The following is a 17,802-nucleotide window of genomic DNA, read 5'->3' as shown; positions in this document are numbered from 1 at the left end:
TTCCAATGCTGTACGTCCCCGCGAGTCCGAGTGGCGTTTTACGGGAATCGAGAGCATGCTCGTGGAATGGAACCATCGAAGAAGACCGAGGCTTTGTTCAGCCACGTCGACAACTCTTCAGTCGACGCCCCTGCCGAGAACACGAAGCCTGCCGTCTACACGACGCTCTTCAGCGGGGACAACAATTCAGGACAGGTAGCGTAAGTAGTCCAACGCTCGATCAGCGTGCACATGGGCACGCTCACTGGTCACAACCAGTCGCACCACCCTATTTCGATCGATCACGAACGTCGTCCTTTTCACTGACAGCAGCTGCCGGATAATCCCTCGCTGTGCTGCGTGAGACGAACGGCTTTTGATTTCCTTCTTGCGTCTGCGCCTGGCAAACCAGCTGCCGCGACGCACCCCGAACTGCTCCGCGACCGAAGCATCCGAGTCGGCCAGCAGGGGAAAATCGAAGGATCGCTGCAACGCGAAATGCGACTGCTTGTCGGTCGCGTCGGTGCTGATGCCGACCCGTTGAGCGCCGAGCATCTCGAACGAACGGCCCAGGTCACGAAAATGGCATGCTTCCGCAGTGCAGATCGGGCTGTTGGCAGCTGGATAGAAGAACAGGACCACCGGACCCTTGGCCAACAGTTCACTGAGGGACCGCGTGGTCCCTTCGTGATCCGGTAGCCGAAAGTCCGGCGCCGTTTGGCCAGTGCGCATGGTGGTCAGGGTACGTGTCGATTCAATCGGTCGAGTCGAGCAGTGCAGACTTCAACTTGTCGACGTATACGCGGTCGAGCGCGAGCGCCTCGAGATACCCGTCGAACGACCCGTACAGTTCCCGAACGGTCTCGAGCCCGCGCAGGTAGTACGCCTCGGTGACTCCGACGACCGCATCGGACAGTTCGACCGGCGAACCGTCGAGCCCGGCCGGCCACACCGATCGCAGATGAGCTCTGAGCGGCTCGATGGCAGTGTTGCTGGTCATGTAGTCGGCGAGGACGTCTTGCTCGTGGACGCCCACAGCCCGCAGGACGGTTGCAATAGTCCATCCGGCGCGGTCTTTGCCCGCAGCGCAGTGGACCAGAACTCCACCGTCGCCCTGTATCAGTGCGCCCGCCACCGTATAGATGGCTGCCCGGGCACCGTCGAGCGACGGGTAGGACGTGTACGCGCGGATCATGTACTCCCGTTGGGCATTCGGGTCCATCGCAGCCCCGACCTCGTGCGGGGCTTTCTTACCCTTGCGGTTCTCGTAGGGCACGTTGTGCACCGTCACACTCGCAGGTACCCGGTCGGTGCCGCTGCGTCGGATCTCCGACTCCCCACGCAGATCGAATACGTGTCGGACGCCGAGTGTCTCCAATTCCGTGACACCTCTCGGGTCGAGCCGGCTGAGTTCGGACGACCGGAACAGCAACCCGCTGCGCACGACCTGCCCGTCTGCGGTACGCGCGCCTCCGACGTCCCGAAAGTTCCACGCGCCCGACAGCCGAAACTGGTCGGTCGATTCGATTCCTCGCATGTGAGCACACTATCCAGACTCATGGTGCCGGTAGTGTTCAGGCACATGGACGACCGAGATATTACGTTCGACGTGATCGTTGTCGGCGGTGGAATTGCCGGCGTGTCGATCGGATACGAGCTCGCCGCCGATCGGTCGGTGTGTCTGCTCGAACGCGAATCCACGTTGGCATTCCATACGACCGGACGTTCGGCCGCTCTGTTCCTCGAGACGTACGGCAACGACGCCATTCGCGCCCTCACCACAGCAAGCCGGAACTTTCTCACCGACCCACCGAATCACTGGGACTCCGCACTACTCTCGCCTCGGTCACTGCTCCAATTCGCGGCACGAGGCCGCGGTGACGCGCTGAAGTCGATGTTCGCTCGGGTACGCGATTTCACGCCAGACGCACAGCTTCTCACCCCGAAGGAAGCCGAAGACCTCTTCCCTCTCCTTCGTCCCGAGCATGTCGATGTGGCTCTGTACGAACCAGGTTCGATGGAAGTCGACGTTCATGCGCTACACCAGGGTTTCGTGCGCGGCATCCGCGCCCGCGGTGGTGTGATCGCCACCTCGAGCAACGTCGCGAGTCTCCAGCGTCGGAACGGCCTATGGCATGTGGAGTCCGCAGACGGGACCGTCCGTCGAGCACCTGTCGTGGTCGATGCCGCAGGCGCCTGGGCAGATTCGCTCGCAGAGTCAGCCGGTGCCTGCCGCGTCGGGCTCCGCCCCTTGCGTCGAACGATCTTCATGGTCGCCGCACCCGAGCACCTCGACACCACGACGTTGCCGACGCTGAGCGACTTCGACGAATCTTTCTACCTGAAACCGGAAGGGCACCAGATGCTGTGCTCACCCGCCGACGAAACACCGAGCGAGCCGAGCGATGCGCGACCCGACGACGTGGAAATCGCGCGTGCGCTCGACGCAATCGCCGAGGCAACGACTCTGACGGCTCGTCACGTCAAATCCTCGTGGGCAGGTCTGCGCAGCTTCGTCGGAGACCGAACTCCCGTGGTGGGGTTCGATCCCACACTCGACGGCTTCTTCTGGTGCGCGGGCCAGGGTGGATATGGGATCCAGACGTGCGCCGCGCTCGCTCGCGTCGGTGCTGCCCTCGTGCGCGGTGACAGTGTGCCCGACGACGTGCTGGCTCGTGGTCTACGAGTAGCTGACCTGGCCCCAGGCCGATCGGGTGCCGCGAGCGCAGGCCCACTACCGTGAACCGATGACCGATTTCGACCGAACCGACGCCCGCCTGCTGCTCGCTCTGTGCGACAAGCCACGCGCGACCGGTGTAGAGCTGGCGACCAGCCTCGGCCTGTCCCGCAACACCGTTCAGGCGCGGCTCACCCGGTGGGAGGACAAGGAAGCTCTCACGCCGATCGATCATCGTGTCCGACCGCGAAGTCTCGGCTATGCACTGCAAGCATTCGTGACGACTCGGGTCGATCAGCACAAGCTCTCGGAGGTCACCGACCACCTCGAGACCATTCCGGAGGTGCTCGAGGTCTTCGGCCTCTCCGGCGCCTCGGACATGCACATTCGAATCGCAGCAGTCGATGCAGACGACCTGTACAGGGTCGCCGGGTTGATACTGAAGATTCCCGGAGTGGAACGGACCAACATGTCCATAGCGATGAGCGAACTCATCCCGTATCGGACAAAACCCCTGCTCGACCGGGCCTCGGGACGGCAATCCAGCTGATTCGACTCGCGAACCGGCGCCGCCCCCGACGCGGCGCCGATCTACTTCGACGGTAACCCACCGACGGGTTTCGTCGATCGAGACTCGCTAGAGGTCGCCGAGCCGTAGAGGCGCGATCTCGCCGAAAACGTCTCCGGGCCCGGGGTTGCCGGGGACAGATGCACCACCGAAGTGGTGTATGACGCCCCAGACCGCATTCAGCGCGGTCTGGATGGCGCCCTCGGCCCATCCGGCAGTCCAGGAGATGTCGTCACCTGCAAGGAAGATTCCGCGGTGGCGATCTTCGAAAGAGTCCTGCACGAAGTGGCCGAACAGCCGCTCCTGGTACCGGTAGTGGCCGGGCAGATTGGCCTTGAAGGCGCCCATGAAGTCCCGTTCGGTCTCCCAGGACAGGCTGACCGGTTCACCGACGATGTGGGATCGAAAGTCGACTCCTGGGTAGATTCCTTCGAGCGAACGCAAGACGATGTCGGTCCGCTCCGCCGCGTCGAGTGCCAGCAATTTCAAGGAATCGTCGGACCATGTGTAGGACAGGCAGATCAATCCTGGTTGCCCTTCACCCTGGTCGAGAAGGTACGTCCCCCGGCTCATACGATCGGTCAGCGTCATGCTGACGATATCGCGTCCGGTCGCGGGATCCTTGTCCTTCCAGAACGGTCGGTCCACGAGGACGAAGACCTTGGTCGACCCCATGTAGTGGGTACGTTCGATTGCAGTCCAATGATCGATCGGGAGTAGGTCGTCGTCGCACGCGATGGTGCTGAGCAGCATCCAACTCTGAGCTGTGACCACTGCCGAAGGGAACGTTCGTTCATCGCCGCTGCTGTCGCGCACGACGATTCCCGCGGCGGTCCGCCGCAGTCCCACGACCCGAGGCGACGGAGTCCCGCCGTTCAGCGACGCCACCGACGTGCCGGCGGGCCAGTGCTTCGATTCCACTTCCGCGTTCCACAGTCCGACGGGCAACTGCTGCGCCCCGCCCACGATGCCACGGTGGTGATCGTCGGCCGCGGTGACCACGACGCGGAGTATCTCCAGTATCGAGTTGGGATAGTCGGTGTCCCACCCACCGGTTCCGAAACCGACCTGACCGAAGACTTCCCGCAGTCGGAACGACCGAAAGTGCTCGGACGCAGCAAGGAAGCCGTAGAACGTCTGGTCGTCGAAGCGGACGACGAGTTCGTTCCACAGTCGCTTGATCGCCGCGGCGTCCCGCGCACGGATGGCCCGCTGCAGCGGAACGAGATCGGCATGGTCTTCCAAGGTGCGTTGCCATGCGCGGGCAACCTCTGCGAAAACCTCGGGGAGATCGTCGAGAACGTGTGCGTAGTGGCTTTCGCCCTTCAAGTCGATGACCGTACTGGGGGTTGCCTCCGCAAGTGGGTTCGGGAACGGCTCGGTGCTCAGCCCGAGCATGTCGAGGTAGCGAAACAGCGCCGTCGACGACGGAGGAAAACGCATCGCACCCATCTCGGCGACAACGCCGGGGTGCCCCGGGAACGGAATCGACCGCATGCGTCCGCCGATCTGATCCGATTCGTAGACAACCGGTTTCAGGCCGAGCTTCATGAGCTCGAAGGCGGTGACCATGCCCGCCAATCCGCCGCCGATGATCGCCACTTCCGATCCGACCGCGGAATCCGGCACGTGGCCGAGTCCGCCGGGGTGAGCCAAGTAGTCGTCGTATGCGAACGGGAAGTCGGGCCCGAACATCGTCAGCGGGCGCTCGTCCTCGTCGGCGGACGTGCTGTCCGGAGTTACCGGTGTGGTCATGAACTTCCTCTTCCGTCTGCTGAGTACAAGTCCGACCGCCGGTCGGCCAAATGGGTGTTGACCGCTCTCGACCGTGCCAACACAGCGGTGTCGATGTCGACGGTGATGGACTCCTGGCTGCGTCCAGCGCGACCGAGTTCGGCCCCGTCGGGCCCGATGGCACAGGTGAGTCCGCAATACTGCAGATCGGTCTCGCTACCGCACCTGTTGACGTAGGCGATGAACAGCTGGCTTTCGTACGCCCGTGCCGGTACGACGTGTGTTGCCACGATGTCGAAGGGAACCATGAGTCCGGTAGGGACGATGAGCCAGTCGGTTCCGGAATCCGAGTGCGCGCGAACAGCTTCAGGAAACTCGACGTCGTAGCACGTGAGGAGGCCGCAGGTTACTCCGTTCATCTGGAACTGAACGACGAGTTCGGCTCCGGGCAGAAAGTGCGTGCGGTCCAGATCGCCGAACAGGTGGGTCTTGCGATACCTGGCCAACACGGAGCCGTCGGCGCCGACGACCTGAACAGAGTTGTAGACGCCCGGCTTGTCGTTCGTCCGATCGGCCAGTTCCGGATAGCCGTAGACGATTGCGACCCCCGTTCGCCGCGCGAGCGCTGCCACTGCGTCGAAGATAGGACCGTCGGCAGGTTCCGCACGGACCCGGACGCGCTCACCGATGTCGTAACCGGTGGCCGACATCTCAGGGGTGACCAGAATGTCCGCGCCGGCCGAAGACGCAACTTCGGCAGCGCCGGCGATCACATCGAGGTTGTCTGACGTCTCGCCGGAGAACTCCGGACCTTGGAACAGCGATGCTCTCAGGTGGGCAGCCATGTCATCCCCTGACCGACCAAGACTTTTCGGGTAGAGCGGGATTCAGCACCCAGAGCACGCGCGCACCGGCGTCACCGGCTTCGAAGCTGTGGTGTCGACGCGGGGAGAAGGTGAAGGCGTCGCCGCATTCGAGTACTACCTCCTCGGCTACGACGTCGCCGGGCACATCGCCGTCGAAACGTACGGTCAACCCACCGCTGAGCACATGCACGAAATTGACGTCCACCGGCAAGGAATAGCTTTCCGCACCGCTACCTCCGCCCGCCTCCAGTTCTCCGAGAAGAACCTGAATTCTGCGCTCCCCCACCGGCGTGAGCAGATACTCGGTCATCTTCTCGCCGCCGAACGCGACCCGAGGAAGCGCTCCTGCCCGCACCAGTTCACCGGCAGGTGCAGTGTCGAACAAGGATCCGACCTCGAGATCGAGGGCAGCGCACACCCGTACCAGCGTCGCCACCGACGGGTTGACGTGGTCACGTTCGAGTTTCGAGAGATACCCCTTGGTGACACCGCACGTGTCTGCGACATCGTCGAGCGTGAGGCAACGCGCTCGTCGCGCATCTTTGAGTCGCATTCCAATTCTGGGTGTCGCTGCCGTGGGTGTCGACATCGTCGTCCTCCTTCCGCCGTGCACCACGAGTATCGCGTGAGGAAACAGTAGTTGACAAGTCGGTCGACCGCGACGACGCTCACAATCGAATGCGAGTCACCTTCGACGAAAGAAGCGGAAGATGAGCACCCCGGATTCACCCGCCGGTCCTGCCGGCCCTGTTGGTTCTGCCAGCCCTGTTGGTCCTGTCAGCCCTGTTGGTCCTGTTGACGCCACCAAGGTGCCGCGCTACGCCGAGCCAACCACGTTCGGGCGCCTTCCGCGTCTCGACGAGGTGTCGCGGGCCGACGTCACCATTCTCGGTGTACCTTTCGATTCCGGTGTCAGCTACCGACCGGGAGCTCGGTTCGGTCCGAGCCACATTCGCGCGTCGTCGAAATTGCTACGTCCGTACAACCCCGCGCTGAAGGTGTCACCGTTCGCCAACCAACAGGTGGCAGATTTCGGCGACATCGGCGTCAACCCCTTCGACATCACCGAAACCCTCGCGACCGTCGAATCCGCGATCACCGGCCTCCGCGCCGATGGCTCGTCCGTCCTCACTCTCGGTGGTGACCATACGATCGCGCTCCCCATCCTCCGATCGCTGGCTCGCGATCACGGCCCCGTGGCCGTGCTGCATTTCGACGCGCATCTCGACACCTGGGACACCTACTTCGGCGCCCCGTACACGCACGGGACCCCGTTCCGGCGCGCGAGCGAAGAAGGCCTGATCGACATGGAACGCTCACAGCACATCGGCATTCGCGGGCCGCTCTACAGCGAGAAGGACCTCGAGGACGACCGAGTGCTCGGCTTCCAGGTGATCAGGTCCGACGACTACGAATACGACGGCGTTGCGAGCATCGTCGATCGAATGCGGGCCCGTCTGGACACAGGACCCGTCTACGTCTCGGTCGACATCGACGTGCTCGACCCTGCCCATGCACCCGGTACCGGAACCCCAGAGGCCGGCGGCATGACATCTCGAGAACTGCTGAACACGCTGCGCGGACTCGTCGGGCTGAATGTGGTGGGCGCCGACATCGTCGAAGTTGCTCCTGCCTACGACCACGCCGAAATCACCGGTATCGCTGCGGCGCACGTCGCGTACGAACTTCTGTCGGTCCTGGCCTTGAACCGCTGAACACCTATCATGGTGCTCGATGACACCTGATTCCGCTGCGACTGCGGGCGACGAAACTCGAGGTCGCGTGGCCGATCTCGCCGCCGAGGACGCGGGCGGACTGTCCACCGATCTCCTGGGCGACTTCCTCGACGTGTTGACGTCTGCGGTAGCCGACGGCCGGCCACTGTCGAGGCGGCAACTTCGCACTCTGCGTACGCATGGCGACGCAGCCGCGCTCCAGGGCGTCGCTCTTCGCGCACTTCTCGATCTGTATCTTTCCTCGGCGTGGCGGTTGTGGAGGACGCTCCCGGCGGTCGTCGATGCGGAACGAAACCCGAACGCCGTCGTCACCGCGGGCGAGGTCATGTTGCATGCCGTCGACGATGCGGTAGCCGAACTCACCGAGGGTTTTCAGCTCGCGCGCCGGACCCTCGTTCGAGCGGAGGTGTCTGCGCGGCGGGAGTTCGTCGACGATTTGCTCTCCGGCAGTGCCGACATCGCAGGGGTGATGGGGCGTGCCGAGAACTTCGGGCTGGATCTGAGCGGCCCACATGCCGTGGTCGTGGTGGCCGCATCGACACCGTTCACCGACGGCGGTGCCGTGATCACCGACGTCGAGCGGGCGGTCGAAGGCCGGAAGGCCGATTCGGAAACCCTGGTCGCCAGCAAGGAAGGTCGGTTGGTCGTCGTGTTCGCGGCGCCTGATCGCACCGCCGTCGAATACGTTGTCGATCGAGTTCGCAGCGCGACCGAAAGGCGGAACGATTCGACCGGGTGGGTCCGAAGAATCGGCGTCGGACGGACCGGCCCCAGTGTGACCGGCGTTGCGTCGTCGTATCGGGAAGCCCTCGATGCGCTCGATCTCGCAGCCAAGCTCGGGCTCGATACGCCGGTGGTCGACGCACGTGAGCTACTTGTCTACCGAGTGTTGTTGGACGATCGACCGGCGATCACGGATCTCGTGCAGACGGTGTTGACACCGCTGCTGTCGGCGAGAGGGGGAGCCGAACCCCTACTGGACACCTTGTTCACGTACTTCGGCAGCGGCGGTAACTCAGCGATGACCGCGCGGTCGATGCACCTGTCGGTTCGGGCCGTCACCTACCGCCTCGCGCGAGTAGCGGAGCTGACCGGCCACGATGTGAACGAACCGAGCGAGCGGTTCGCGCTGCAAACGGCTGTCTACGGTGCTCGACTTCTGGGCTGGCCGACCGCCGACTGAAGATCGGCCCGTTGGTTGCCGGGATCGGGCAATCGAAAACGGGCATACATGTCCGACATCCGACGATGACTGCCGCATTCATGACAGGCACACTGGAGTAATCGCGGCCGCTCGACCGCCGCTCCACATCGCCGTTCGAAAGGAGCACCGTTTCATGGCGTCATTGATACAGAAGCTGCAGGTGTTCTCCCGCAGCCCACAGGGTAAGAAGCTGATTACGCAAGCACGTGCGTACGCCACCAAACCCGAGAACCAGGCCAAGTTGAAGAGCCTCGGGTCTCGCCTGACGAGTAAGGACACTCGCCGATGAACGTCCCGGTATGGGCATGGGCGGCTTTTGCCGCTGTCGTCATCATCCTCCTGGCCATCGACCTTCTCGCCCACCGCGGCGCTCACATCATCGGTTTCAAGGAAGCCGCTTGGTGGAGCGCACTGTGGGTCGGCGTCGCACTGATCTTCGGCGGAGTCGTCTTCGCCACCCTCGGCACCACGGCGGGCGTCGAATACACCACCGCCTGGCTGCTCGAGAAGAGTTTGTCCGTCGACAACCTTTTCGTGTTCGCGCTGATCTTCGGGTACTTCAAGGTCCCCCGCGAATACCAGCACCGAGTGCTGTTCTTCGGCGTCATCGGCGCTCTCGTCTTCCGCGGCATCTTCCTCGCGGCCGGCGTGGCGATCGTCAGCAAGTTCACCGTCGTTCTGTTCGTCTTCGCCGCGATTCTTCTCTACAGCGCGTGGAAGCTGATGAAGGACGAGGAGGACTCGTACGATCCGAGCCAGTCGATCGCCGTGCGACTGCTCCGCAAGGTCATCCCGGTTCGCGACGAGTACGACGGCACCAAGTTCTTCGTCAAGGAGGCCGGCAAGCGTGTCGCGACTCCGTTGCTCGCCGTCGTCGTTGCCATCGAAGCAGCCGACCTCGTCTTCGCCGTGGACAGCGTTCCCGCCGTTCTCGCGGTCAGTGATGACCCGTTCATCGTGTACTCCTCGAACGCATTCGCGATCCTCGGACTGCGCGCCCTGTACTTCCTGCTCTCCGGGCTGCTCGACAAGTTCCACTACCTGTCCAAGGGTCTTGCGATCATCCTGGGATTCATCGGCGTCAAGCTGATTCTGCAGGCCAGCCACAAGGTGATCAGCACGTCCATCCCGGAAATCCCGTCGGTGGTCAGCTTGGTGGTGATCATCGGAGTTCTTGCAGGCTCGATCATCCTGAGCCTGAAGAAGCCGCAGAAGGAAGAATCCGACGCAGGCGACGCCACTGTCGCCGAGCACACAGGTACCGATGCAGATGCAGATGCCGGTGCCGTCGACGCAGCGACTCCGAGCCTGACGAAGGACTCGGAACAGAAGTAAGACGTACGTCCGCTACCCGGGGTGTTTCACACGAAGCCACCCCGGGTAGCCGTGTGTCATGAGCAATTCGAATTCCTACACCGTGCCCGGATTGAGCACCGACGAGGGCGCACGCATCGCCGCGCGCCTGCAAGATCGGTTGAACGCGTACAACGACCTGCACCTGACTCTCAAGCACATTCACTGGAACGTCGTGGGGCCAAACTTCATCTCGGTCCACGAGATGCTGGACCCACAGGTCGAGGCAGTGCGCGGATTCGCCGACGAGATTGCAGAGCGGATCGCCACCCTCGGTTCCTCCGCCCACGGAACCCCAGGAACCATCGTCGACGGACGCACCTGGGACGATTACTCGATCGGCCGTGCGACCGCCATCGAGCACCTCGGCGCGCTGGACCTCGTCTACGTCGGCGTAATCGGTGATACCCGCAAGGCGATCGAAGAGATCGGCGACATCGACCCGGTCACCGAGGATCTGTTGATCGGTCAGAGCGGTCAACTGGAGCTATTCCATTGGTTCGTCCGCGCGCACCTGGAGAACTCGGGCGGTCAACTCTCCACGTCGGGAGCGAAAAGCGAGAACGAAGCTGCGAACAACGCGGGCTGAAACACTCAGCCTCAGTACACATCGCGACAAGCGCCTCCACCCTCGGGCGGGGGCGCTTGTCGCTGCGTACAGGCGCCGGGTAACCGCTCGTGCGCAGTGAGAACGAGATGACTGACATTGGCGCGGAGGTCGCCGTCGAGTGGATCGGACGCGTGCAGGTCGAGCATCACTTGTTCCGCGAGCGACCGCAGTTTGACGTTGTGCATCTGAGATTGCCACGACAGAACACCGAACGCAGTGTCGGCGTCGACGCAGAATGCCAACATCAACGCGCCCTTCGCCTGCTCGATCACCGCGCGCGAGGCGACGACCGACTCCACCGCGCCGTTCACGCTCTCCGCCACGACGGTCTTCGTGTTTCGACTGACATCGACGACATAGCCGGATATCTCGACCGTTACCCCGCTAGAGTCCTTGGTTCCACTGCCCACGACGACGATATGCCTGACGTCGTTCGACGGAGTGATGATGCGGAGAGCATTGACGCACCCGATGCCGGACTCGAGCGTCGCCGCGATCACGGCCGCTGCCTGGGCGCGATCGTCGGAGTGGCACGCATTCAACATCAGGTCCTTCGTCGGCGTGACCTCGTCCACCTCGTAGCCGTAGATGCCGAACAGCGCGTCCGACCAGGACAGCACGCCGTTCACCATGTCGAATCCGAAAGTTCCCACGGTGCACGGAAAAGGGCTCTCCGGCGGGAGGTCCAGCCGCGTGGTCAACCCTGGCGCCCCTCGCTGCATGAGTAAGGAATACCAGCTCGCATCACTTATACCTACTCGATCCATGAATGTCGGTAGTGGCGAACGTTTCGAACCCGGATTGTCGGGGTAGTTCCAATTGCCCGGCGCTCCACACTCGGAGTGTCGTGGCGTTTTCGTCCATTCGAGGAACGCCCCGGGTACGCAGTGAGAGTTCGGCGATCAACGAACGTAGGTCGGCGGATGTCGCGACAGCGACACCCAAAATCGAAAGAAGGTAAGACAGTGATCGTCCTGGGAATCATCCTCGCCCTGATCGGCTATTTTGCATCGATCAGCATCTTGACCACGATCGGCATCATTCTCGTCGTCGTCGGCGCAGTCCTGACCATCCTCGGCGCAACCGGTCGCGCGGTGGGCGGACGTAAGACTTTCTATTGATCCACAGGTAGTGGACATTCGGCGAGGCCCCGCACTTCGAGTGCGGGGCCTCGTTCGTGTCGTCCAACTCGTGAAAGAGTGACGGCGTGACCAGTCTTGCCGCCCGTCTGATGCCCCTCGCCATACTGTTGCGAGGATCCAAACGCCGATTCGGTTCGGTCGACCGCACATCGGCACGGATCGACAAGACCCTCGCAGCGCCTGCGTCGTACGACCCGCCGCGTTCGGTCACGAGCAAGGTCGCGGTGACACGTGACGACACCTCTGGATGGCCGGTGTACCGCGTCTCCCCTCGTGATTCGACGCCTACTCGCGCGAGTGTGTACTTCCACGGCGGCGCGTACATCGCCGAGATAACCGCAACCCATTGGCGAACGATCGCGAAACTCGCAGCTTCCACGGACACGACGTTCGTGGTACCGATCTATCCCTTGGCCCCGACAAAGACAGCGGCGACGACCGTCGCACGCGCCGCGGAGATCGCCGAGTCCGTGACAATCGAGTACGGATCCGAGCACGTCGTACTCATGGGCGATTCGGCCGGCGGCGGCATGGCGCTCGCTGTGGCGCAGCAACTTCGCGACGCTGGTGTCGCGTCGGTTGGACACATCGTGTTGATCTCGCCGTGGTTGGACGTCGCGATGACCGACCCCGAGATCGAGAAGATCGCACCCCGTGATCCATGGCTCGCGGTGCCGGGAACCAAGCTTGCCGGTGAACTCTATCGAGGTGACCTCCCGGTCGACGACCCTCGGGTCAGTCCGCTTCGCGGCGATCTGCACGGTCTCGCGCCGATGTTGCTCTTCAGCGGTACCCGGGATATTGCCAACGCGGATGCCCGATCGCTTGTGAACGCCTGCCGGTCGATCGGTGCCCCGTTGCACTATCACGAAGCATCGGAGATGTTGCACGTCTATCCGTTGCTGCCGATTCCAGAAGGCCGTCGGGCACTGGCAGTGATCGCCGACGCCCTGACCCGCGACTGATCGTCGGAGCTGGCCTGCTCTCGGGGTCGAGAACCAGCCTTCTGTCCATGAATTCTGGACCCGCACAACGTGTTACGAGTATCCACTTCCAGCTGGGGCGAGCAGTTCGAGGCTGGTCGCATCCAAGCAATACCCGGTCAGCGCCGGGATCACTGTGCTTGAATCGGTCAGGACATCGACAAGGGGTGAAACATGAGCAGTGCAGTCGCGTCCTCCGAAGAGCACTACCAATGGGGAGTGGACTTGATGTCCTCCCTGGCTGTGCAGGGGATCGTCAAGAAGGTCGTCGCGCTTGCAACTCTCAGCATGGCACTGGTCGTCACCCTGGAAATTGGATTTGGCTATGGAGCCACGACCCCCATCCCCACGGCTGTCCAGTGGACGTCGATGATCGCGGCGTACATCATGGGACTGTTCTGGCTGGTCGGACCATGGCCGACGCTCAACCAGGCATTCGCGTTCGTGGTGATCGCGAACATCGCCATCTTCGCGGCGACGATCGTGGCCGACTTCCCACCCGAGATCACCCTGGGTAAGACTGCATTCTTCATCGAGATCGGAATGTTCGTCGGTTTCTTCTTCGAGCGGTGGATGCTGGCGTTTCACGTCCTGTTCTGCATTCTCGCCACGAGCTTCATCGCGATATACGTTGTGGCGTACGAGGATGTGGCCGTGCTGATGTCCTTCGTGGTCTGGTTGCCGGTAGTGGTGTCGATCGGTGGATTCGTGCTCCTGCTGCACTTCGCCGCCAGGTCGATGAGGCTCGAGTTCGAGTGAGCAACAGACCGGCGTGGGATGACGACCCGATCGTGTCCTCGTGGGCCGGGCTACCTGTACTGGACGACGCAGTGACGGCCGACGCGTGCGTCGTCGGACTAGGCGGTTCCGGGCTTGCAGCGGTGGATGCACTCGTCTGCCGTGGTCTCGACGTGGTCGCGATAGACGCCGGACGCACCGCAGCGGGGGCCGCCGGCCGAAACGGCGGTTTCTTGCTCGGTGGCCCTGCGACCTTTCTCCATTCCGCACTCGAGTCCTGGGGCGGGGTTGCTGTCGAGCTGTACCGCAAGACGCTCGAGGAGATCGATTCACTGGAAGCCAAGCTCGGTTCGAGCGTCATCCGGCGGACCGGGTCCATCAGACTCGCCGGACTCCCCGGAAACACCGACGATGCGGAGTTGTCCGACTGCCGCACCTTGGCTCGGGTTCTGGGCGAGCACGGCATCGCGGCAGAGAACTACGCCGACGAACTGGGTCAGGGCATATTCCTTCCCGACGATGCGGTCATGAACCCTGCCCGCCGCGCACTCGGACTTGCTTCGCAGCTCCGCCTACGCGCCCAACTGTTCGAACATTCCCCTGTCACGTCCATTCGATCCGGTTGCGTCGAGACCCGAAACGGCTCTGTGAGTGCGGCGTTCGTGATAGTCGCAGTGGATGGAAAGCTCGACAGAATTTTCCCTCAGCTACAAGGTCGAATACGAACGGCGAGACTGCAGATGCTCGCGACCGAGCCCGTTCGTTCGCGCCGCCTTCCGTGCCCGGTGTACGGCCGCTGGGGATACGACTACGCGCAACAGGACAGCGAGGGGCGGCTCTACGTCGGCGGCGGTCGCGACCTGTTCGCCGACGACGAATGGACCGACTCGGACGAACCGACAGCTGCAGTGCAACGGCACATCGAATCGGTGGCGCAGTCGATGGCAGGGCACCCGGTGAAGGTGACCACGAGGTGGGCGGCGTCGGTCGGCTTCACCGAGGACGGCCGCCCACTCTGCACCACCGTGGACGACGGCGTCATCGCCCTCGGCGGATACAACGGAACAGGAAACCTGGTCGGCCCAGTGGCCGCACGCGCAGCCGTCGAGCATCTTCTCGACGGCGCTCCGGTGCCCGGGTACCTCAGCGCATGACTGCGAACACTGTCTACCTGATTGAATCGACGAGCGCTGGAAGTCCGATCGCCGCAGTGGTGCGCCAGCGGTAGTCGGCCATGTCGGAGATCTCTGTTTCCACCGGGTTGATCTCGACCACTGTGGCGCCGGTACTCCGAGCCATCGCGGGAAGTCCAGCAAACGGAAAGACGACGCCAGACGTGCCGACCACCAACACGAGGTCGGCGGATTCGACAGCATCGACCGCCGCAGTCCATTCGGTTTCCGGAAGCGGCTCACCGAACCAGACTGCACCGGGACGCATCGGTCCACCGCAGTCGGGACACGGCGGCGGTGGCACCCGGTCAGTGAGCTCGTCGAGCGGCTCCAGCTCCAGTCGAGAATGGAGTCCGCACTCCGAACACCTCGGATCGAACAGGCTGCCGTGCACGTGCGCGATTACCGTCGACCCGGCCCGTTCGTGCAAGTCGTCGACGTTCTGCGTGGCAATGTCGAGGTGGACGCGCTGCTGCCACGCAGTGAGCGCGAGATGACCTGCGTTGGGATCCGCCCGTCGAACCAACTGGGCTCGCCATTGGTACCAGCCCCACACCAGATCGCTGTCGCGCGCCCAGCCCTCGGGACTCGCCAGATCGGCCGGATCGAAATTGGACCACAGACCGGTCTGAGCGTCACGAAATGTGGGAATTCCGGACTCCGCAGACACACCCGCACCGGTGAGAACGGCAACCCTCTGTGCCGAACGTGCCAGTTCGACTACGGCGCTTGGTACCTCGATTCCGCTCATGGACGCCAGTGTGCCACGGCCCCCGGACTTCTCACGTAATCACTTCGCACAGCGACGAGCTGCGTCCTCCACCCTTCGCCGAAAGTCGAGCCACTCCTTCTCGCCACCGGGTGCCATGTTCTCGTTCCCGACGGTCAGTCCTACCGAACCGTCGATCAGCTCACGAACGATGTCTGCGTGCCCCGCATGGCGGTCCATGTCCGCGATCACGTGAACGATGATCCGATGAAGCGTGACGGTGGCACGATCTTCGGGCCAGTGCGGGACGTGGCCTTGCGCGTCGAGAGGGAGCTCGGCAATCGTCGCGTCGGAGTGCGCGCATATTTGCCGGTACAGGTCGATGACGTAGTCGGACGACTCGTCCGCCGTCGCCCACATGTCCGAGTTGAGTTCGGCGCCGTCCTCGGCCCACGGCACGACGCCGGGAAACGGTCTGTCGAAGGTCCACGCGAAATAGCCGAGTTCGACTGCCGTGAGATGTTTGACGATGCCGAGGAGGTTGGTGGCGGTCGGCGTCATCGGTCTACGCATGTCGTATTCCGAGAGCCCCTCCAGCTTCCACAGAATCGCGTCCCGCCCGAGCTGCAGGTACCTGTGCAGATCCGTCTTCATGGAGTCGGTCATGCACATACCTTGGCAGAGGGTGCCGATTCGATTCCGTTGGGTCGAAAGCCCACGGTGACCACACGCGTATTACTGTTGAATCACAACACATTCAAGACATCTGCAATCATGCGGCGTTATCGATTCGTTACTCTTGTTATGAAGTCGTGACACTTAGGATGGCTGGACAGAAATCTGGATCCGTCACGATAGATCAACGCCTGCAGGAAGAGGACAATGGAAGACGCGACACTAGCACCCGTCAATGCAGGCCGAAGTCGTTCCCTTGTCGACCAACTCGATCACCGGGTGGCCGTAGGAGCTGTCTCCGGCACTGTTCTTGCCGCGATAGTCGCTCTCGATGCAGGCGGAAACGTCCTCGTCCTCATGTTCGGCGCTCTGCTTCTAGGCATCGCCGGTCTCGCCGCCGCTGCACTGTAGCTCCGACCGCGAGAGAGGCGGACAAATGACTGCGAGATTCGAAATGCAGCATGGCCTCCACACCTGAGTCCCCCTTCCGATGCATCGCACCCGTGGACATACCCGCGCCGATCCATTCTCCGGCCGCCGAACTCACCACCTCGTGCCCGAGTCCCCGCCGAATCGACCTACTGTCCGAAACGTACGTGGTCCACGACCGGTCTCTCGTGGACAATCCGGCGACCATCCTCAGCCAGGTGGAGACAGCCAGGGACCAATACCGTCGAATCGCTGTCGACGACGTAGGAACTCGGCCCGAGTCACTGACGCTGCTTCCCCTCATCGAACCTGACATCATCGTTCTTGCGCCCGAGCTGACATGTGCAGCTCCGGACACTGCTGCCGCCCGAACCCTGCACGTTCTCGCCGCGCAAGCGGAGAGGACGGGCGCCGTCATCGTTGCCAGCGGAGTCGACTCGGAGCGGCACCGGACCAGGGCACTGGCCCTGGGCGCATCCTTCGGCATCGGAGCGCTGTTTCCACCCGCCACCGTCGACGGGGCAGGTCCACGAGATGCGCTGATTTCCCCGACATGGAGTACGCCGTCGGGCAATTCTCGATCGCCGTTCGATATCGCGTCGACCGGTCAGCCGAGCGCGGTCAGCACGAAGAGGCTGCTCGTCGAGATGAGTTGCCAGATCGAGTCGCAGGCGTCGGACGCAGGGCCCGACACGATGGTTCTCGGCACTTTTCAACACGCCCGCCAATTCGCATCTCCGACGCAACGTCGCTGGCAGCGCATGGCCGGAAACGTTGCATACACCGGCATTTACGGCATCGACATGGCCGGCGTGACGGTTCCGGGCATCGTCAGCTCGTCCATAGATCCCTCCGACGAGTTGGTCGAGGAATGGAACGTCGTCGTTCTGGGTCAGTTCTTCTGCTGCGTATTGTCCGCGCGTGATTTGCGCTGGGGAGAAAGCGAACTCGGCCGGACATTCGAATACGTGGTCTCCCACGACAGAGGAGCCGTTGTCCGTTGTGCACGAGCAGTGCTGTCGCGATTCGACAACGCGACACAGCCCTCGACCGCGGCGCCCTAGCCACGATTCCCTGACGAGCCACTGTTCATGCGGCTACATCATTCGCCTCGGGCATCTCATCAACAGAAGAGGTTCGGATGTGAATTGATTTCCGCGAATAGGGGTGCCTCTGTGCAGGATTGGTGACTTTGTCGGTGGGGTGGGTTACAGTTCCAGCAGTGAA

At 62.8% G+C, this 17,802-nt stretch carries 22 protein-coding genes; 14 read left to right on the top strand and 8 right to left on the bottom strand.

Features of this window, described 5'->3' with window-relative positions:
* The first annotated feature begins 66 nt into the window (after window positions 1–66).
* On the top strand, window positions 67–204 hold the full coding sequence (locus tag ACODSO_RS18145) for a hypothetical protein (RefSeq protein WP_489038173.1): 138 nt from the start codon (window positions 67–69) through the stop codon (window positions 202–204).
* Here the strand turns inward: ACODSO_RS18145 and ACODSO_RS18140 are convergent.
* Complete coding sequence (locus ACODSO_RS18140; protein ID WP_489038171.1) at window positions 187–711, bottom strand: peroxiredoxin; 525 nt, start codon at window positions 709–711, stop codon at window positions 187–189. The genes ACODSO_RS18145 and ACODSO_RS18140 overlap by 18 nt on opposite strands.
* Before the next feature lie 22 nt (window positions 712–733).
* The gene (locus tag ACODSO_RS18135) at window positions 734–1,516 is read right to left on the bottom strand and encodes a tyrosine-protein phosphatase (RefSeq protein ID WP_489038170.1); all 783 of its coding nucleotides are present in this window, start codon (window positions 1,514–1,516) and stop codon (window positions 734–736) included.
* Window positions 1,517–1,561: 45 nt separating this feature from the next.
* Between ACODSO_RS18135 and ACODSO_RS18130 the strand changes: the two genes are divergently transcribed.
* The gene (locus ACODSO_RS18130; RefSeq protein WP_489038169.1) at window positions 1,562–2,722 is read left to right on the top strand and encodes an NAD(P)/FAD-dependent oxidoreductase; all 1,161 of its coding nucleotides are present in this window, start codon (window positions 1,562–1,564) and stop codon (window positions 2,720–2,722) included.
* A gap of 4 nt (window positions 2,723–2,726) precedes the next feature.
* Window positions 2,727–3,206, top strand: a complete 480-nt coding sequence (locus ACODSO_RS18125) for an Lrp/AsnC family transcriptional regulator (RefSeq protein ID WP_489038168.1) — start codon at window positions 2,727–2,729, stop codon at window positions 3,204–3,206.
* 87 nt (window positions 3,207–3,293) lie between these two features.
* On the opposite strand, the gene ACODSO_RS18120 is transcribed toward ACODSO_RS18125, so the two are convergent.
* Genes ACODSO_RS18120 through ACODSO_RS18110 form a run of 3 tightly spaced genes read right to left on the bottom strand, consistent with a single transcriptional unit; the run spans window position 3,294 to window position 6,413 of the window.
* On the bottom strand, window positions 3,294–4,979 hold the full coding sequence (locus ACODSO_RS18120) for a flavin monoamine oxidase family protein (RefSeq protein ID WP_489038167.1): 1,686 nt from the start codon (window positions 4,977–4,979) through the stop codon (window positions 3,294–3,296).
* The gene (locus tag ACODSO_RS18115) at window positions 4,976–5,803 is read right to left on the bottom strand and encodes a carbon-nitrogen hydrolase family protein (protein WP_489038166.1); all 828 of its coding nucleotides are present in this window, start codon (window positions 5,801–5,803) and stop codon (window positions 4,976–4,978) included. The genes ACODSO_RS18120 and ACODSO_RS18115 overlap by 4 nt, the downstream gene beginning before the upstream one ends.
* 1 nt (window position 5,804) lies before the next feature.
* Complete coding sequence (locus tag ACODSO_RS18110; RefSeq protein ID WP_489038165.1) at window positions 5,805–6,413, bottom strand: helix-turn-helix domain-containing protein; 609 nt, start codon at window positions 6,411–6,413, stop codon at window positions 5,805–5,807.
* Window positions 6,414–6,534: 121 nt separating this feature from the next.
* On the opposite strand from ACODSO_RS18110, the gene speB reads away from it, so the two are divergent.
* From speB to ACODSO_RS18085, 5 genes are all read left to right on the top strand, one after another.
* Window positions 6,535–7,539, top strand: coding sequence for an agmatinase (gene speB / locus ACODSO_RS18105; RefSeq protein WP_489038164.1), 1,005 nt, complete (start codon window positions 6,535–6,537; stop codon window positions 7,537–7,539).
* A gap of 19 nt (window positions 7,540–7,558) precedes the next feature.
* Window positions 7,559–8,743, top strand: coding sequence for a PucR family transcriptional regulator (locus ACODSO_RS18100; RefSeq protein WP_489038163.1), 1,185 nt, complete (start codon window positions 7,559–7,561; stop codon window positions 8,741–8,743).
* Window positions 8,744–8,897: 154 nt separating this feature from the next.
* Complete coding sequence (locus tag ACODSO_RS18095) at window positions 8,898–9,053, top strand: hypothetical protein (protein ID WP_489038162.1); 156 nt, start codon at window positions 8,898–8,900, stop codon at window positions 9,051–9,053.
* A complete protein-coding gene (locus ACODSO_RS18090; RefSeq protein WP_489038161.1) occupies window positions 9,050–10,099 on the top strand; it encodes a TerC family protein in 1,050 nt (349 codons plus the stop codon). The genes ACODSO_RS18095 and ACODSO_RS18090 overlap by 4 nt, the downstream gene beginning before the upstream one ends.
* Window positions 10,100–10,157: 58 nt before the next feature.
* Window positions 10,158–10,706 (top strand): Dps family protein, encoded by a 549-nt coding sequence (locus ACODSO_RS18085; protein WP_068373211.1) that lies wholly within the window; start codon window positions 10,158–10,160, stop codon window positions 10,704–10,706.
* A gap of 11 nt (window positions 10,707–10,717) precedes the next feature.
* On the opposite strand, the gene ACODSO_RS18080 is transcribed toward ACODSO_RS18085, so the two are convergent.
* Window positions 10,718–11,359, bottom strand: a complete 642-nt coding sequence (locus ACODSO_RS18080) for a PAS and ANTAR domain-containing protein (protein ID WP_489038160.1) — start codon at window positions 11,357–11,359, stop codon at window positions 10,718–10,720.
* A gap of 333 nt (window positions 11,360–11,692) precedes the next feature.
* On the opposite strand from ACODSO_RS18080, the gene ACODSO_RS18075 reads away from it, so the two are divergent.
* From ACODSO_RS18075 to ACODSO_RS18060, 4 genes are all read left to right on the top strand, one after another.
* The gene (locus ACODSO_RS18075) at window positions 11,693–11,848 is read left to right on the top strand and encodes a DUF6131 family protein (protein WP_338885946.1); all 156 of its coding nucleotides are present in this window, start codon (window positions 11,693–11,695) and stop codon (window positions 11,846–11,848) included.
* Between the two features lie 86 nt (window positions 11,849–11,934).
* The gene (locus ACODSO_RS18070) at window positions 11,935–12,834 is read left to right on the top strand and encodes an alpha/beta hydrolase fold domain-containing protein (protein WP_489038159.1); all 900 of its coding nucleotides are present in this window, start codon (window positions 11,935–11,937) and stop codon (window positions 12,832–12,834) included.
* A 192-nt stretch (window positions 12,835–13,026) separates the two neighbouring features.
* Window positions 13,027–13,611, top strand: coding sequence for a giguanylate cyclase (locus ACODSO_RS18065; protein ID WP_068373204.1), 585 nt, complete (start codon window positions 13,027–13,029; stop codon window positions 13,609–13,611).
* Window positions 13,608–14,744 (top strand): NAD(P)/FAD-dependent oxidoreductase, encoded by a 1,137-nt coding sequence (locus ACODSO_RS18060; protein WP_489038158.1) that lies wholly within the window; start codon window positions 13,608–13,610, stop codon window positions 14,742–14,744. Before ACODSO_RS18065 ends, ACODSO_RS18060 begins: the two co-directional genes overlap by 4 nt.
* A gap of 13 nt (window positions 14,745–14,757) precedes the next feature.
* On the opposite strand, the gene ACODSO_RS18055 is transcribed toward ACODSO_RS18060, so the two are convergent.
* Both ACODSO_RS18055 and ACODSO_RS18050 read right to left on the bottom strand, forming a co-directional pair.
* Window positions 14,758–15,513 (bottom strand): SIR2 family NAD-dependent protein deacylase, encoded by a 756-nt coding sequence (locus tag ACODSO_RS18055; RefSeq protein ID WP_489038157.1) that lies wholly within the window; start codon window positions 15,511–15,513, stop codon window positions 14,758–14,760.
* A 39-nt stretch (window positions 15,514–15,552) separates the two neighbouring features.
* Window positions 15,553–16,137 (bottom strand): DinB family protein, encoded by a 585-nt coding sequence (locus ACODSO_RS18050; RefSeq protein WP_489038156.1) that lies wholly within the window; start codon window positions 16,135–16,137, stop codon window positions 15,553–15,555.
* A gap of 216 nt (window positions 16,138–16,353) precedes the next feature.
* On the opposite strand from ACODSO_RS18050, the gene ACODSO_RS18045 reads away from it, so the two are divergent.
* Complete coding sequence (locus ACODSO_RS18045; RefSeq protein ID WP_489038155.1) at window positions 16,354–16,557, top strand: hypothetical protein; 204 nt, start codon at window positions 16,354–16,356, stop codon at window positions 16,555–16,557.
* A 50-nt stretch (window positions 16,558–16,607) separates the two neighbouring features.
* The gene (locus ACODSO_RS18040) at window positions 16,608–17,639 is read left to right on the top strand and encodes a DICT sensory domain-containing protein (RefSeq protein ID WP_489038154.1); all 1,032 of its coding nucleotides are present in this window, start codon (window positions 16,608–16,610) and stop codon (window positions 17,637–17,639) included.
* Window positions 17,640–17,802 lie beyond the last annotated feature (163 nt).

The sequence above is a fragment of the Rhodococcus sp. FG69 genome (genome assembly GCF_057808915.1).
Note: the sequence above shows the minus strand (reverse complement) of the source record. Positions and strands in the feature narration are given on the sequence as shown.

Excerpts from the sequence above, each read along its gene's own strand:
- ACODSO_RS18145 (WP_489038173.1), top strand. The coding sequence starts at position 67 with ATGGAACCATCGAAGAAGACCGAGGCTTTGTTCAGCCACGTCGACAAC.
- ACODSO_RS18100 (WP_489038163.1), top strand. The coding sequence starts at position 7,559 with ATGACACCTGATTCCGCTGCGACTGCGGGCGACGAAACTCGAGGTCGC.
- ACODSO_RS18040 (WP_489038154.1), top strand. The coding sequence starts at position 16,608 with ATGGCCTCCACACCTGAGTCCCCCTTCCGATGCATCGCACCCGTGGAC.
- ACODSO_RS18095 (WP_489038162.1), top strand. The coding sequence starts at position 8,898 with ATGGCGTCATTGATACAGAAGCTGCAGGTGTTCTCCCGCAGCCCACAG.
- ACODSO_RS18050 (WP_489038156.1), bottom strand. The coding sequence starts at position 16,137 with ATGACCGACTCCATGAAGACGGATCTGCACAGGTACCTGCAGCTCGGG.
- ACODSO_RS18135 (WP_489038170.1), bottom strand. The coding sequence starts at position 1,516 with ATGCGAGGAATCGAATCGACCGACCAGTTTCGGCTGTCGGGCGCGTGG.
- ACODSO_RS18140 (WP_489038171.1), bottom strand. The coding sequence starts at position 711 with ATGCGCACTGGCCAAACGGCGCCGGACTTTCGGCTACCGGATCACGAA.
- ACODSO_RS18080 (WP_489038160.1), bottom strand. The coding sequence starts at position 11,359 with ATGGTGAACGGCGTGCTGTCCTGGTCGGACGCGCTGTTCGGCATCTAC.
- ACODSO_RS18090 (WP_489038161.1), top strand. The coding sequence starts at position 9,050 with ATGAACGTCCCGGTATGGGCATGGGCGGCTTTTGCCGCTGTCGTCATC.
- speB (WP_489038164.1), top strand. The coding sequence starts at position 6,535 with ATGAGCACCCCGGATTCACCCGCCGGTCCTGCCGGCCCTGTTGGTTCT.
- ACODSO_RS18110 (WP_489038165.1), bottom strand. The coding sequence starts at position 6,413 with ATGTCGACACCCACGGCAGCGACACCCAGAATTGGAATGCGACTCAAA.
- ACODSO_RS18130 (WP_489038169.1), top strand. The coding sequence starts at position 1,562 with ATGGACGACCGAGATATTACGTTCGACGTGATCGTTGTCGGCGGTGGA.
- ACODSO_RS18055 (WP_489038157.1), bottom strand. The coding sequence starts at position 15,513 with ATGAGCGGAATCGAGGTACCAAGCGCCGTAGTCGAACTGGCACGTTCG.
- ACODSO_RS18065 (WP_068373204.1), top strand. The coding sequence starts at position 13,027 with ATGAGCAGTGCAGTCGCGTCCTCCGAAGAGCACTACCAATGGGGAGTG.
- ACODSO_RS18125 (WP_489038168.1), top strand. The coding sequence starts at position 2,727 with ATGACCGATTTCGACCGAACCGACGCCCGCCTGCTGCTCGCTCTGTGC.
- ACODSO_RS18120 (WP_489038167.1), bottom strand. The coding sequence starts at position 4,979 with ATGACCACACCGGTAACTCCGGACAGCACGTCCGCCGACGAGGACGAG.
- ACODSO_RS18045 (WP_489038155.1), top strand. The coding sequence starts at position 16,354 with ATGGAAGACGCGACACTAGCACCCGTCAATGCAGGCCGAAGTCGTTCC.
- ACODSO_RS18115 (WP_489038166.1), bottom strand. The coding sequence starts at position 5,803 with ATGGCTGCCCACCTGAGAGCATCGCTGTTCCAAGGTCCGGAGTTCTCC.
- ACODSO_RS18085 (WP_068373211.1), top strand. The coding sequence starts at position 10,158 with ATGAGCAATTCGAATTCCTACACCGTGCCCGGATTGAGCACCGACGAG.